This window comes from Paenibacillus glucanolyticus (assembly GCF_037333485.1).
Lineage (GTDB): Bacteria > Bacillota > Bacilli > Paenibacillales > Paenibacillaceae > Paenibacillus_AQ > Paenibacillus_AQ glucanolyticus.
Window position 1 is genome coordinate 5,397,739 of sequence record NZ_CP147845.1, and the last position, 14,716, is coordinate 5,412,454.

The 14,716-nt window shown below is 49.1% G+C and carries 11 protein-coding genes; 5 read left to right on the forward strand and 6 right to left on the reverse strand.

What is annotated here, in order from left to right; translation table 11 throughout:
- Positions 1-120 precede the first annotated feature (120 nt).
- Entirely contained in the window at positions 121-4,032 is a 3,912-nt protein-coding gene (locus tag WDY75_RS25250; RefSeq protein WP_063478720.1) for an S-layer homology domain-containing protein, read from the reverse strand.
- A gap of 190 nt (positions 4,033-4,222) precedes the next feature.
- On the opposite strand from WDY75_RS25250, the gene WDY75_RS25255 reads away from it, so the two are divergent.
- Entirely contained in the window at positions 4,223-6,844 is a 2,622-nt protein-coding gene (locus tag WDY75_RS25255) for a LuxR C-terminal-related transcriptional regulator (RefSeq protein WP_063478719.1), read from the forward strand.
- Between the two features lie 87 nt (positions 6,845-6,931).
- Here WDY75_RS25255 and WDY75_RS25260 read toward each other — a convergent pair whose 3' ends face one another.
- Positions 6,932-8,284 carry an MATE family efflux transporter gene (locus WDY75_RS25260; RefSeq protein WP_063478718.1) on the reverse strand — a complete coding sequence of 451 codons (1,353 nt, stop codon included), beginning with the start codon at positions 8,282-8,284 and terminating at the stop codon, positions 6,932-6,934.
- Positions 8,285-8,681: 397 nt separating this feature from the next.
- Between WDY75_RS25260 and WDY75_RS25265 the strand changes: the two genes are divergently transcribed.
- Entirely contained in the window at positions 8,682-9,965 is a 1,284-nt protein-coding gene (locus WDY75_RS25265; protein ID WP_063478717.1) for a chitinase, read from the forward strand.
- Between the two features lie 133 nt (positions 9,966-10,098).
- On the opposite strand, the gene WDY75_RS25270 is transcribed toward WDY75_RS25265, so the two are convergent.
- Positions 10,099-10,461 carry an MmcQ/YjbR family DNA-binding protein gene (locus WDY75_RS25270; RefSeq protein ID WP_063478716.1) on the reverse strand — a complete coding sequence of 121 codons (363 nt, stop codon included), beginning with the start codon at positions 10,459-10,461 and terminating at the stop codon, positions 10,099-10,101.
- A gap of 148 nt (positions 10,462-10,609) precedes the next feature.
- Between WDY75_RS25270 and WDY75_RS25275 the strand changes: the two genes are divergently transcribed.
- From WDY75_RS25275 to WDY75_RS25285, 3 genes are all read left to right on the forward strand, one after another.
- Positions 10,610-10,999, forward strand: a complete 390-nt coding sequence (locus WDY75_RS25275) for a hypothetical protein (protein WP_231888012.1) — start codon at positions 10,610-10,612, stop codon at positions 10,997-10,999.
- A gap of 81 nt (positions 11,000-11,080) precedes the next feature.
- Positions 11,081-11,836 carry a YheC/YheD family protein gene (locus tag WDY75_RS25280; RefSeq protein WP_006208459.1) on the forward strand — a complete coding sequence of 252 codons (756 nt, stop codon included), beginning with the start codon at positions 11,081-11,083 and terminating at the stop codon, positions 11,834-11,836.
- Positions 11,837-11,990: 154 nt separating this feature from the next.
- Positions 11,991-12,920 (forward strand): CAP domain-containing protein, encoded by a 930-nt coding sequence (locus WDY75_RS25285; protein ID WP_063478715.1) that lies wholly within the window; start codon positions 11,991-11,993, stop codon positions 12,918-12,920.
- Positions 12,921-12,922: 2 nt separating this feature from the next.
- On the opposite strand, the gene WDY75_RS25290 is transcribed toward WDY75_RS25285, so the two are convergent.
- From WDY75_RS25290 to WDY75_RS25300, 3 genes are all read right to left on the reverse strand, one after another.
- Positions 12,923-13,426 carry a CYTH domain-containing protein gene (locus WDY75_RS25290; RefSeq protein WP_006208456.1) on the reverse strand — a complete coding sequence of 168 codons (504 nt, stop codon included), beginning with the start codon at positions 13,424-13,426 and terminating at the stop codon, positions 12,923-12,925.
- Between the two features lie 125 nt (positions 13,427-13,551).
- The gene (locus tag WDY75_RS25295) at positions 13,552-14,016 is read right to left on the reverse strand and encodes a DinB family protein (protein ID WP_006208455.1); all 465 of its coding nucleotides are present in this window, start codon (positions 14,014-14,016) and stop codon (positions 13,552-13,554) included.
- A gap of 206 nt (positions 14,017-14,222) precedes the next feature.
- Positions 14,223-14,537, reverse strand: a complete 315-nt coding sequence (locus tag WDY75_RS25300) for a hypothetical protein (protein WP_006208454.1) — start codon at positions 14,535-14,537, stop codon at positions 14,223-14,225.
- Positions 14,538-14,716: the final 179 nt, after the last annotated feature.

Here is a 14,716-nt window from a genome sequence, read left to right on the forward strand (position 1 = left end):
TTCCAGATGAAAACGCAATATTTTCTAATTATGTCATGTTATACGATGCTGCACACAAAAATCCATAGGGACAGAAAAAAGGACGCCTCACGGCATCCCCTTCAAACATGAAATTCCAGCCTATCCATCAATCAACCCTGCCGCCTTCAGTAACCGCTGCAGCATCACCGCCGCTTCACCCCGGGACAACTTCTGCAATGGCATTAACCTTGCGGCATCTCCTTGCACAATCCCTTGTTTCACTAGTGCAGCAGCTGCTGGCTTTACTCTTGCGGATAGTTCGTCATGATCCTGATATGATGACAGAACGAATACGGCTTCGTTTTCATCCACAACACGATTTAAACCAGTCAACTCCATAACCCTCGCCATCACCACCATAGCCTCCTGACGTGTGATGGCTTGATCCGGACGGAAACTGCCGTCCTCATATCCTTGAAGCAGGTCATATCGTGAAGCTAATGCAAGCACACCGCTATACCAGGCGTCTGAGCTGACATCCTTAAAGGCGGAAACCTCTTCCTGCCCCTCCTGCAAACCGAGTGCCCTCACCATCATGGCTGCAAACTCCGCACGGTTTACTTGGGCATTCGGGGCGAAGGACTGTACGACCACTTCATTCTGATCCATGCTCGTGGTGTCCTTGCCGCTCCCCCGTCCGTTAAGGATCATGCGCGAGGCAAGGTCATTCACCGCATCACCGGACCAATGATGCTGAACATCAGCGAAACGGATTTCATTGAATATGAAGGCAAACGTTCCAGTTACGAAACTGTGCAGAACGACCTCAAGACTTCCATCCTTCTTCATTTCCAATCTTGTCGGAATAGGGATAAATTCTCCACTTTCACTCACCCTAACAGCCGTTGTTATAGGATTCTGCATCCCTAACGGCAAAGAAATCCGATGCTCCATATATTGCTTATGCTGCTCTAACCGCAAGGGAAAATCATTGGCTGTAGCAGTTATGTCAAAATCAACAGGGGAACCGACAAGTCTAGTGCCAGCTTGCTCAGCAGTCTGTTGAATAAACCTTAATTTCGCAGCATCGCTGGCCGCTATCGTTACATAAACCAAGATTTGATCAGCTGCAAGTGTTCTGTCAAATCCCCTCGGAGCTCTCCAGCGGGTTGAAGATACCTCCTCAGCAGGAAGATGGAAGGTTCCTAGAGATGAACGGATTTCAATCGCTCCCTGCTTAGCTTTAAGCTGGTCCATTGCCGTTCCGCTTAATTCCAGGGAGATATGATCCGCTGGTTGTGCAAGAGCGATGATGATCACCGGATTGTATTCCACAGTCTTTAAACGGGCTTCCAGCTTGGCCGTATCCAGCTTCATCGATACGACGGTATGTCCTTCTGCCTCATGGAACAAGCCTGTAACCATCCCTTCCTGAATTTTATTGTTCAGTGTAACCCTGACATTCACTCGGTTAGATTCAACAGGAACGGATGAACCTGTGGAAGCAGCCCCTGATCCTGTGCTTCCCGGTGATGAACCTCCCCCCGGAGTTCCCGGACCGCCTCCTTCACCAGGTTCGATAGGTGTACCCCCGCCACCAGGCTCCTCGGGTGTAGTCCCTCCTCCCGAGGAAGGTGCGCGCGTTACATGTATAACGTATTTATGATGTTGACCCGAAGGTGCCGTCACGGCAAGTTCGATCCGGCTGTTCCCTACGGCAAGAGGAATATCCTGGCTCTCTTGACCGGAGATGATATCGATCGGTCCTGCTTCCAATCCTCCAGTTTCTCCATAAACACTCGCCGTTACCACTACGTTGGCATCATAGACCAGTGCAGTCACCGTGAGGCGATCTGTCTTGTTGCCTACCTGAGCCGTGTAGTCATTGTGAAATCTGCTAAACGCAGGGCTCAAATTCACTGCTTCCACGGAAGAATTCAGCGTTAATTCTTGCAGCGTGGTATCGTACACCGGAGTTGTCAGCTCCTTGGCCGTGAAGCTCCATGTATCCTCTCCTTGAATCCCCCCATAACTCCTTCCCGAGTGGCTGCCTGTAAAAGCCCCTGGCTCAATCTCGACGTAATAACTTCTGCCATAATCGAATTCAGTCAACGGATTGATGACCACCGTGTTTCCAATAACCGAAACCCTGTCCGTATCGCCAACATCGATACGTTCTGCAATATGCTGATCAGAGGTGTCTCTAAGCAGAATCGATCTACCGGATACCGCCGTTACTTCTTCATTGAATGTAACCGTCAAGGTTTCATTCATCTCAACCCCTGCAGATTGATGAGCCGGTGCATACGACACGGCCTCAAGTTTCACAGGATCGGGATTCTTATTCCATTTGGCATAGAGCCTGATGTTCTCTGTACCAAATACGAGCTTGCTGCCGACAGGATAATCGATTCCGTTTCCGTCAGCCTGCGTATTCCAACCATCAAACGAATAACCGTCCTTCGTCAGCTGACCAGTATTATCCTGTATGTCAGCTTCGTCTCCTCTGGCAAACAGCTCTCCGCTTATCGGAACATTCCCTGCCATGTTTTCGTTGCCATCGTAGGTTAGTGTATATATTTGCGGCCATTTCGTGGCAACCTTCAGCATATTGTAGGCGCTTTTATTCCCTACAGCGTCCTTCACAATTACGTTAAAATAATAGTCCGAACCTTCGTTAAGACGGTCTGCCACTACTTTGAGCTGACCAGCGGCATAACTCCCTATCGGTATTCCATTCCGCTCGATTTGGCTGACAGTTCCGATATTCGGACTGTGGGATGCATATAATAAATACTGCAATTCATCCTGCTCGGTTAAATTATCCGAGGCTCCTAGCCACTCGATCCCGATGGAATCCACCGTTATAAGATAAGGACTTAACATTCCCCTGCCTGTATCCGGCGCCGTTGTATCCAGCACGGCCTTTGTTAATGCAGGTGCATTTCTGTCGTTCCTTGTCCCATCTCCGATTTGACCCGAGCTGTTCAGACCCCATCCCCAAACTCTGCCGTCCTTTTTTAAGGCTGCGCTATGAAAGCCACCCCCCGCAATATCAAGAACATGTTCGATGCCCGTTAGTTGTTCCGGAGTTGTCCTGGAAGAGTTATGACCTAGGCCAAGCTGTCCCCGACTGTTGTCCCCCCAGCCCCATACGTTGCCCTCTTGGTCCAGCGCCAGGCTGTGGTGCCCGCCCCCGGCTATTGCCTTAATATGTTGGAGGTTTCTGACTTTCACCGGAATGGTTCGATTCGTCCGGGTACCATCCCCAAGCGTGCCATACATATTGATTCCCCATGCCCATACCGTTCCATCCTGTTTAATGCCTAAGCTATGGGAACCTCCTGCCGTGATGGCAATGACATCGCTCAAGCCGGAAACCTGAACCGGAGTATGCTTATCAACAATCGTGCCATCACCCAACTCTCCGTTTCCATTCGCTCCCCATGCCCATACGGTGCCATCCGATTTTAACGCAAGACTGTAGTACCCTCCCGCTGCAATCGCTGTAACATCGCTTAATCCGATAACAAGGACCGGCGAGTTTTGTTGGACTGTCGTTCCGTTTCCGAGCTCACCGTTGTCATTTTTTCCCCAAGTCCACACTGTCCCGTTCTCCGTGAGAGCCATGCTGTGATAGCCCAGGCCTCCCGAGATTGCCTTTATTCCGCTTAACCCGCTTACTGGCGTCGGAACATTCTTATCCGCTGTCGTTCCGATCCCGAGCTGCCCATTCTCATTCGATCCCCAAGTCCATACCGTCCCATCGCTCCGGAGCGCCATGGTACTGCGAACTCCGGTGTGAATATCCATTACATCATTCAAACCTCTTGCCTGCACCGGTGTATTCCGAGCATTCCATGCAGCATCCCCTATCTGCCCTCTGTCACCCTGCCCCCATACATACACATCACCGCTGCTAACGAGCGAAGCCGTATGATAGTACCCGGCAACCAGCTTTGGAGCTGCAGCAGATGCAGCTGCAAAAGCTTGCGGGGACCCATGCATCAGGTTCAACTGCATCAGCAGCAGTGCTATACATAGCAGGATTTTTCCTGAACGTCTTCTCATAATCTCCTCCTTCATTTAATCGGCACCTATCAGCCATACTCTCAAGTGGGACCTCGGCACCAAGTATGCTATCAAATAAATGGAAGCGAAACGATTGACAAACGTTAACTTTTCATCATTTTTTTCATATAATCTAGTTATCTCGACTCAATTCCCTAATAAAAGAGTTCGTATATTGCGAGGGTATCCTATGAATCCACCGATCAATTCACCTATTCTGAAAATGAAAATCAGCGTTCCCGGACTTAGGGAGCATCTTGTTCCCCGAGATCGGCTGCTGCATAATATGGCTGCCGGCCAGCTTGGACATCTGACCACCGTTATCGCGCCGGCCGGATATGGCAAATCCACGCTTCTGGCGCAGTGGGCTCATGCAGTAAGCGAACGGTGCGCCTGGGTGTCACTGGATGAACGGGATAACGATCCCGTCCGCTTTTGGAGGTACGTTACGGCCTCCATTGCTTCGGTTCTTCCAGAGCAGCAAGGAGAACGGCTTATGAACCATACGCAACTGCTGCCCGGCGTGTCGATTACAGCTTATCTGGATACGCTGATCAGCGACTTGTATGAGTGGAATGAAACTCTTCATCTCATTCTGGAAGATTTGCACAGCATTTACTATACGCCAATCCATGAAGGGCTTTCGTACTTGATTGATTACCTCCCTGGGCATATTCATTTATTGATTTCATCCCGTACGGATCTGCCGTTCTCCACCGTTAAGCGGTGGGCTGATCACAAGATCAACCACATCGGAACGGATCAGCTGCAATTCACCTCCGATGAGACAAAGCGCTTTTTCCGCCATGCCTCGGACAGCAGCTATCCCAAGCCAAATTCGATGCAATTGAAAACATTGCTGGACCGAACCGAGGGCTGGATTACCGGGCTACAGCTCGTTGCTCTTTCCCTTCGCTCAGGCAGCAGGTTAGAACCTTTCATGGAGGAGATCAAAGGCGATCAATTTCATGTCTCGAGTTATTTATTTCAGGAAGTGGTGGGGAAATTGCCTTCCGAGGTGTTTCGCTTTCTGCTCCAGACCGCCGTCCTTTCCCGATTGAACGTCCAAGTATGCGATGCCGTAACCGATTCGGATAACAGCCGATCTATGCTGGAAGAATTGCGGAAGCAGAATCTGTTCCTTGTGCCACTGGATGAACAACATACCTGGTTTCGCTATCATCATCTGTTCTCGCAATTTTTGCAGAACCTGCTGCAGCGTGAGTGTGACGGGGAATATGTTAAACGTCATCGACTCGCAGGCCAATATTACGCCTCCATCGGCTCCACAGATGAAGCCATCGACCATATGTTTGCAGCGCAGGATATCGAGTCTGCGGTGGGCTTGCTGGAGCAGCATGCGCAAACCGTGCTTGAGCGAGGGGAGCTTACCACCTTGCAGCAATGGTTTGATCGCGTCCCGACAAGCTTCCCAGTCACGCTGGAAACGTCATTATTGCATACCTTTGTTGTCGTTCTGATGGGGGATCTTGAACGTTCTGAGCGTATGCTCGCGAACATCGAGGAAGCGTGCAGCAACCTCCCATCATCTAGCCGACGAGAGCAGCTCCGAAGCAGCATGCTGTTTGTGCGGTCCAATCTTGTTTTTTTGAACGGGGATTTTGCCGAATGGTTTGCTTTCAGTGAGGGCATCCTTGACAATCTTACGCCCGACAATCCGATCTACTATCAGTTTGATTATAATCGGCAGGAGCCTTACGTAAGGCGCACCTCGCTTGGTATGAAGGGCGCTCTTTCCGCGGATACAGAAAGGATTGCGCATTTGTTTACCGGGGTACTGGAAGCCCATGGCTGGGATCATTCGCTCATGAATTTATATGTAAAGATGTCATTATGTGAAGGTTACTATGAGTGGAATCGCCTAGCGGAATGTCGCCAGCTGCTGATGCAGCTCCGAAAAGCCCCTCCTTCCCAAAAAACAATGGGTTTGTTCATACCTCTGCATATTACCGAAGCAAGACTGTATGCTGCCGAGGGTAAACTTCATCTTGCCCATCATGTTTTGGATGAAGCATGGGACGCAGCCAGCTGCAGAAAAGAGAGCTCGTGGCTATCTTCACTGAGAACCGTGCGCAGCTTGATTTATGTTCGGGAAGGACGTATAACCGATGCCCGAAAAGAACTCGCCGTTCTCCCCATTTCAATCAAAGATCGACCGACCTACAGCCGGGAACCTGAATATTTGGCGCTTGTCCGCCTGTTAGGCAAACAGCGCAAAGAAACTGAGGCGCTGCACCTTCTGGAGCTGTTAAAGCCCCAGGCAGAGCGTGAGTTGCAAATATCCAGCATCATGGAAATCACATGCCTGCAAGCCTTGCTGGAGTACCAGCGTGGTCAACGCAAGCAGTCTCTTCAACTTCTTCGTGAAGCACTGCGTTTAGGTGCACAGAACGGTTATGTCCGCACCTTCCTTGACGAAGGAGAGGACATGTATCAACTGTTGATGCGTTATACTTCCCACCCAGCGCAAGAAGAGGACGTGGATATGGGGCTCATTCAGACACATCATTATGCGAGAATGCTTATGGAATATTTTCCCAATCATGTCAAGGCAGATACCCCCCATATTACCTCGTCTCAATCGGCTCTACCAGAACAGCTGAATCGAAATGAGAAGAATTTACTGCGGCTTATTCTGCAAGGTGCTGCCAACAAGCAGATGGCCGCTGCACTCGGCCTGTCCGAAGGGACGATCCGGGTATATTTATCCAGATTATACGATAAGCTCGGTGTTACCTCCCGTACACAGGCACTGGTAAGAGCCCAGTCATTAAACCTGCTGGACGATTAAATCGGACTGTAACAAAAAAGGAATCCCCCTCAGTCGAACCGGGGATTCCTTTTTTGGTCTATGCAAATCAATCAGCAAATGATCTCCTCACGAACTGAAGGATCGTATCCATTTGAAACGATTGACCTTCACGATAGCCACAAAGCATTTCAGGATCTGATCAGACTTCAGACAGATGAATATGGCGAGTGGCGACAGATTGAACACAAACGCGCACAGTGCCGAAGATGGCAGTACAATGAGCCACATAAAGATTAAATCGTTGTACAGCACAAAGCGGGTGTCTCCGCCGCTTCGCACAATGCCTGTCAAAGCCGGCATCTGATAGGCCGTTCCGACTACGGTGATGGACAATACCGTCATGAAATGCAGTGCGAGTGTTTGGGCTTCATCGGAAATGGAGTATAGACCCAGCACGAGATCCTTGATGATAAACAGCACAGCTCCCGTCACTAAACCCAGGAGGATATACAGGATCTGCAGCGTTTTGGCATAGGATATGATTTTGTCCATTCTGCCTTCGCCGATCGTTTTTCCAATGATTACAGCCGTTGCACTGGCGGAAGCGTATATGATGACGGTCACCATCTGAAAGATCGTTGTGGCGATACTGTTTGCTGCGATGGCCGATTCCCCCATATGCCCAAGAATGGCCGTCTGTGCAGCCATCGCAAGGCCCCAGATCGTGTTGGACATCAGGATTGGGGATCCGACCCGGATATACTGTTTGAAGAGTCCCATATCGAACTGCAGGAAATCCTGCAGCTTCAACCAAATTTTACGGTCAAATCGCTTAATATAAATGATGACGATGATGCATTCAATGATTCGCGCTGTCAGCGTTGCAATGGCCGATCCGGCCACACCAAGCTCCGGAAATCCCAAATATCCGTATATGAGGATATAGTTCAGGCAAATGTTGATGATCAGCGTGGATAAGGATACCACGAAACCGATTTTTACCGTCTCCACGCTCCGCAAGGAGGCCAGCAGGGAGCTGGTAATGGCAAAGAAGATATACGAGAAACAGATGATTTTTAAATATTCCACGCCGGCAGCAATCACATTCTCTTCCTTCGTAAACAAGGACAGCACCTCATGCGGGAAAAAGAAAACAATCACCCATAACACAACGCTGAGGAGTATGGCCATGCGCATTCCGATGCTTGCCGCTTTTTTGATCAAGCCTAAATCCTTGGCTCCCCAGAATCTGGACGACATGATGACCAGCCCCTCACATACCCCCATAACCAGCATGTGCAGCAGGAATTGGATCTGATTTGCGAGGGCAACACCCGATAAAGCCGATTCACTATACCCTCCCAGCATGACGTTGTCTGACAAGTTCACACCGACTGATATCAGGTTCTGCATCCCGATCACAAGCGTCAGCCAGAAAAAGCTTTTGTAAAATCCCTTCTCCCGAACAAATAATCTCATGTCAGCTAACCCTTCTTCGTCTATAAGATGATTATCCTCTAATATATATGAATCTACGGAAATGAACAGAACAAATTGAAACACACCGCCATTTCCATAGAATAACAGATTAATATGATCAAAAACATAATAACATTATAATGTTTTTGGCATGGAAAACTAGTCTTCAAGTCGGAGTACACTATGAATCCGCGTATCGGTGGTTCGACGGTATCCCCATTCATTCCACAGCAAATCCCCTGCCAATCGATACATCTCCCTCCGCTCGATTGAGCACGTCAGCATCTTAAGTGTTCATTGATCGTAAACTCGTGGGATTTCCTGACTATGTACAAAACGACATACCGTATATATGATGGCAATGTAATCCATCCCAATGATAAAGAGGAGAATGTGTATGACCCTGTGGAAGTATCCGTTATCCGGCAAAACCATCCAGCGAAGTATGATTGCAGCCCTGAGTGCAACACTCCTCATGACGCCGCTTCATGCCTTTGCAGCCGATGAAACACCTCAGGCCGCAGCATCACCCGCGACTCTGAACGTCAGCCTCGAATCCAGCACATCTGGCACCTCAGCTCCTGCACAAGTCAGTCAGTCTCAGAGCAGCTCTCTTGCAGTCGGCGAGCACCGACTGATCAGCCGCAAGGAAATCGTTCAGAACTGGGATGATCTCGACCCGGATTATACCCCGGAGAAAGCTATCGAAGCGGTTAAAGCGCTCCTCTCGAAAGAAGATTTCGAAGCGCTGTTCCCATACCGGCTCGGCTCAGAGGAATGGTATAAGGTCGCCAAGGGCAAAGAATACTACAAAGCCGATCAGAAGGATTATTTCTCATACGACAATCTCATACATGCGGTAGCGGAAGTGTCCAATCTGAAGATCAAGATCCGCACGCGGCAAGGAACACCTTCTGCCCAAGAGATTTATAGATTGGACAAGGACGGCCGGGTAGAAACACTTGTGGTGCGTTCAGCAGATTTTAACTCAGCCAGCAACCGGAACAAAACAATTGAAACCGTTATCATTGACGGCGGAACGTTCCTGAAGGAAGGATTCAAGAAGGACCGCAAGCGTGAACTTGCCGCCTTCCTCGCTAACCTGTCCCACGAGACAGGCGGAGGCTGGGCGACCGCTCCGGGAGGTCCTCTGCGTTGGGGGCTGTTCTGGAATGAAAACATCGCCGGCCGGACAGGTGTCAACCAGGATGCCTTCGTTGATCCGGCAAGCGCTGAGCTGTACCCCGGAACACCGGACAAGCGTTATTACGGCCGCGGACCGATCATGCTGAGCTGGAACTTCAACTATGGCCTGTTCAGCTCTATTATTTACGGAGACAAAAGCGTGCTTCTGGACAATCCGGAGATCGTTGCCGCCGATGGCAAAATCGGCTACATGACTGCTATCCTGTTCTGGATGACACCGCAGAACCCGAAGCCATCTGCTCATGATGTCATGGTCGGCAGATGGAAGCCTTCCCCGCTGGAGAAGTTCAGGGGCTTGGGAGATCCGGGCTTCGGCACAACGGTTATGGTCTTGAACGGTCTGGAAGCGAACCTTGGAGAAACCGAAGGAAGTCCGGTACAGCGGCGGGCCGGCCATTACCGCGACATTACAAACCGCATGGGCGTAGATATTACAGGAGAGAAAGTAGACACGTTAGGCATGAAACCATTCTAATGAAGAAACGGGTGCAATGGATGGGGCCGGGCTAAGCTAACTCATGTTAAATAATCGCCCTCTGGCTAGCGGATGACAGACCCTATCTGTATCCATTCTGCCAAGAGGGCGATTATGGCTGTTTCAGATGATATCATACCAGCCGCTGGGAGATGGCTAAACGCTGTGTTTTGGGCAGGCTCTTCAACACCAAATCATACGAATGATCAATCATATCGTGTACATCCGCTTCCGTTAGGGAGCCATCGATGGCTACCGTGTTCCAATGTTTCTTGTTCAGGTGATATCCAGGTTGTACTGCTTCATGCTGTTCACGCAAATTCTCAGCGATCACGGGATCACATTTCAGGGAGATATGACTGACCTTCTCTTCCGTTATCGTAATCAGGGCAAACATTTTGCCGCCGACCTTCATCACAAGCGGAAGCGGTCCAAACGGATAGTCCTCGGTTGCAGCTTTCTTCGAAAGACAATAGGTTATAAGCGGGTCTCGCACGGAACATTCACTCCTTCATGACAGATCTACCTGATTATAGTAGATGATGTTCCCCTATTCAATTCCGAATCCTATTTTGTTCATGCTCCGTTCATATAACTCTTGTATACTTGAGACTGATTCTTTATGCAAGGGGGAATATCTCATATTGAACTACGGCAAATGGCTGATGCGAATTGCGGCCATCTATACACTCATCGGCGCTTTAATCGGAGCGGATATGGCAGGAAGAAGCAGCTACAGCATGGTTGCAGGCCATGCCCACATCCTGGTGGTAGGCTGGTTGACCTTGTTTGCCTACGGCATGTTTTACTACGTGTTTCGGGAGAAACTCAGTATGAAAAAAACGGCTGCACTGCACTTCTGGACCAGCCTCCTGGGAGGCGGGATCATGCCCCTGGGCATGTTGATGTATTATCAGATGCAGAATACGGCTACACTGCTGGCTTTTATCATTCCAGCTTCCATACTGCTTGTCGCAGCAGCTTTATTTATCATCTTGTTGTTTTTCGATAAAAAATTGTTCTCAGGCAGATAGCTTGATTCAAGGCCATCGTGGAGGCTCGCTCTACTTTTTCGGCATATGCTGAACAAAAAAAGAGAGGTGAGCCTCTTAACTATGAAATATAAAAGCAGCACCATCAAGAGCAAATGGAAGAAAACGCAATGGTTGCTTGAAGATTCCTATTTCCGAAAATATGTACCGGTCACCCTGACGTTTAACAAAAAAAACCTGTCCACCATGCTGGGCGACTATTCCAACGTCTACTTCAAGCCAACCGGCGGATCTGGCGGCAATAACATTATTCGGATCCGCAAAACCGACGGAGGCTACCAAACTCAGCTTAACACCAAAAAAACCACGTATTCAAGTTCTTCCGAATTGTATCGGGAGTTGAACCGCTTTGCCGGTAAACGTCCCTATCTGCTCCAAAAAGGAATTCGGTTAGCCAAAAGCAAAGGCAAGCCATTCGATATCCGGGTCATGGTACAGAAGACAAGTCAGGGAAAATGGGTCAGCACCGTCCTGTTCACGAAAATCGGCAGCCCGGGCAAGGTAGCCACCAATTATAACCAGGGAGGCAGCATTGGCACCTTCCATAAAACGATGAGTGGTGCAGGATTTAATTCTGCCTTTATCCAGAAGGCAGAATCTGAGCTGAAGGAGATAGGCGTTGCCACTGGTTATAACTTTGACCGGCATTACCGCGGTTTCAAAGAACTGGGTCTCGATGTGGCCATCGATTCCAGCGGCAGACCTTGGATTCTGGAGGTTAATACCCGCCCCCAAGTGTATCCGCTCAAGAATTTAAAGGACCGAAGCTTGTACAAACGCGTCTTGTCTTACGGTAAGCAGTATGGGCGGTTTAAGTAGCATTTGATCTACACATTAAAAAAACGCGAGCCGCAGGATGGGCTTGCGTTTTTTTTGCACATAAATGGTATACAGGAAACGGCGAGCAGGAGAAATGAAGAAGTCCATCGAATCCCTTCTCTTGAAACTATGCTTGAGAGGAGAATTTCCATCCATGCTGCATCCCCCCCGTCGATGTGGATCTGTGATTGCACGTATCGCAGCTGCTGTGATGCTGATCACAAGCCTTGCACTAACCGGCGCTTGGCCAGGAAACGTTGAACTATCCGCCAGCACAATCGAAACTTCCAGCCTCACTTCATATTCCCGGGATCAATACGAAGCGCTCGCCTACTTGAATGAGGTTCGAGCTAAAGCCGGACTGCCTGCTGTCACCTTAAATGACCGGATCACCGAAGCTGCTGAGCTTCATGCCCGTTACTTCAATATAAATAAGGTGACGCCCAATCTGAGCGCCCATAACGAAAAGGCTGGGCTTCCCGGCTATCGCGGAACCCGTATCCGAGATCGACTAGCGGCCGCAGGTTATGTGTCCCCCTCCAAGCAGGGGTATGCATCAGGCGAAGTCATGCATTTTCGCCAGAAGAGCAGTCTGAACGCCATGAAGGGCTGGCTGGATACCGCATACCACCGTCAAATGGTTCTGAGTCCAAACTTTCAGGAGATCGGGATCGCTCTCGTTGGCGGCACGGCTGTCGTGAACCTGGCAGGCAGCACAACATCGCCCATCGCTGGCGGCCTCGCCATCTATCCTTACGACGGTATGCAGAATACCGGAATTGGATTTTACGGGTTTGAGACGCCTAATCCCTTGGTCCAATTTGACGTGGAACATTCAGGCTATATCATTTCAGCGACGGCTGCAGGTCCGATCGATAAGTTTGAGGCCGCCATTACGGATGAGGAGGGTGCCCTCCTTCATTTTTACGAAGAGATATCCAGAGACACCCTGTTCCTGTTCCCCAAGGAAATATTGCGAGGACTCCACACCTATACAGTTTCGGTAAAATATCGGTTAGAAGGCACACAAGCGTGGCACAGCCGCACTTGGTCTTTTACAACGGGAACGGGCAGCGGATCGTAAAGCTACGCTTCCTTGCTCACTTGCAGATCACGCCATACTTTCTTGTTGCTGTATTGTTTCTCCATACTGATATCTTGTCCGAACCACGCCGGAGGCACAAAGCCGTCTGCCGCTTCCATAGAAGGAAACTCCACTTCAAGCACAAGCATCTGGATCTGTGCGTAATCATCGATTTCAATTAAGGTATTGTCCCATCTGGCGGTTACTCTTCGCTTGGTCAGTGGAACCGCTCCAAACGCCTGCACCACCTGCTCATACAGCCCCTCCGAAATGGCGTATTCTATCTCTTCGCGGGCAATGCCCCAGCCCTTCTTGAACGTATGGGTGAACTCTAGCCGGCCGGACTTCAAATCTTGTATTTTGCGTACCCTGAGCTCCTGATCACCGTCCAGTGCCAAATACGTCTGCTCGATGAACTGCTCTTTCTCAACCACGAGTATTCCTTCCTGAATCAAGGCATCGGGATATGCCGGCAAAAGGTATTTGCGTTCTATTTCTATAGCCATAATCGTAATATCCTCCAATCGTTATTCCAATCAGCTAATTTCATTATAAGGATCGATCATCCCAGGGGGCAAACCAAAAACGATAGAAGGCATCCGCAAGGATACCATTCTATCGCTTCTCATGATTAACGTATCATTTTCTTATAAGACTTGATGGTCTGCGTATGCATGCCTTCATGATACATGCTGAACGCAAGGAGCTCGCCCACGGTTTGGAACGTCAGTGGACCGATGGTCAGCGGATGTGCTGGAGACTGGTCCAGACGATTCGAGAAGGTTTCGCGAATACGCGCGGTTTGTTCTTGCAAAAGCGCTACCAGTTCGGATAACGCAGGCGGCTCAGTGGTCCAATCCGCAGGCTTGGTACCGGTTGCGAACCATGCCTCGAAGCCTTCCGGCATTTGTACAGGCTCACCAGCCGTTGCAAAAGCGAACTGTTCATGCACGGTGTAGATATGTCCGAGGTTCCAGCGAATATTGTTCGTGAATCCCTCCGGAATGATATTGGCCTCTTGCTCCGTTACATTTTCTACCGTTTTGATCGTTCCGCCTCTAGCAAAATCCAATTGATTGAAAATAGCTTCATTCATATTATAATAACCCCTTCCTATTGGTACGTAACTATACTAACGTAGTATCCTCCCTATCGCAAGGAGCCTCAGGAGATTTCCCGCAGCCTTTTGAAGGTAGACACAAAACAGTGCCGTGCTGTACACGATTAGACGTAATAAAGCCTGGAGCTTGAATGATCGATTCATTCAAAATCCAGGCTTGGGATAACTTAACAAAGATAAAATTAGGCTACTCTGGCGATAATGCGATGACTCTCGAGAACTACTCTTGCATCCTCCGTGGCAGGACGATAGCCCTTCTCCAGCATTTCTTTAATATAAATTTTGTTGTACACAAAGGAGAATACGATTCCACTGATCCAAGCTCCGATTCCCAACGTAAAAGAACCGAAAACGGCGGAAAGAATAAACATGATAACAGCCCACTTCAGATCGCCGCGAAACAAAGCCGGGAAAAAGGCAAAAAACAGAGTTGTCCAGCTAAAACCAACCTTCACTTGCTTGGTAACTCCAGCATCATTTTTCAAATAGATCTTCATGATTCACACCCCAACGATTAGTGAAAAAAGAAGTCGTTCTCCAAATCTATGTAGTTCTTATGTAGTATCCCCCATGGCGCAACCGAATCTTTTTTCCTATGACTATATTACCATTTGATGGTATGGAAGTTAATCATTTTTTTTGATAATGTCGAAAAAGATGTAGAATCTTACATAAA

What these genes read in the sequence shown, in the direction of transcription:
- WDY75_RS25250 (WP_063478720.1), bottom strand. Translation starts at nt 4,032, where the DNA reads ATGAGAAGACGTTCAGGAAAAATCCTGCTATGTATAGCACTGCTGCTG.
- WDY75_RS25255 (WP_063478719.1), top strand. Translation starts at nt 4,223, where the DNA reads ATGAATCCACCGATCAATTCACCTATTCTGAAAATGAAAATCAGCGTT.
- WDY75_RS25260 (WP_063478718.1), bottom strand. Translation starts at nt 8,284, where the DNA reads ATGAGATTATTTGTTCGGGAGAAGGGATTTTACAAAAGCTTTTTCTGG.
- WDY75_RS25265 (WP_063478717.1), top strand. Translation starts at nt 8,682, where the DNA reads ATGACCCTGTGGAAGTATCCGTTATCCGGCAAAACCATCCAGCGAAGT.
- WDY75_RS25280 (WP_006208459.1), top strand. Translation starts at nt 11,081, where the DNA reads ATGAAATATAAAAGCAGCACCATCAAGAGCAAATGGAAGAAAACGCAA.
- WDY75_RS25285 (WP_063478715.1), top strand. Translation starts at nt 11,991, where the DNA reads ATGCTGCATCCCCCCCGTCGATGTGGATCTGTGATTGCACGTATCGCA.
- WDY75_RS25290 (WP_006208456.1), bottom strand. Translation starts at nt 13,426, where the DNA reads ATGGCTATAGAAATAGAACGCAAATACCTTTTGCCGGCATATCCCGAT.
- WDY75_RS25295 (WP_006208455.1), bottom strand. Translation starts at nt 14,016, where the DNA reads ATGAATGAAGCTATTTTCAATCAATTGGATTTTGCTAGAGGCGGAACG.
- WDY75_RS25300 (WP_006208454.1), bottom strand. Translation starts at nt 14,537, where the DNA reads ATGAAGATCTATTTGAAAAATGATGCTGGAGTTACCAAGCAAGTGAAG.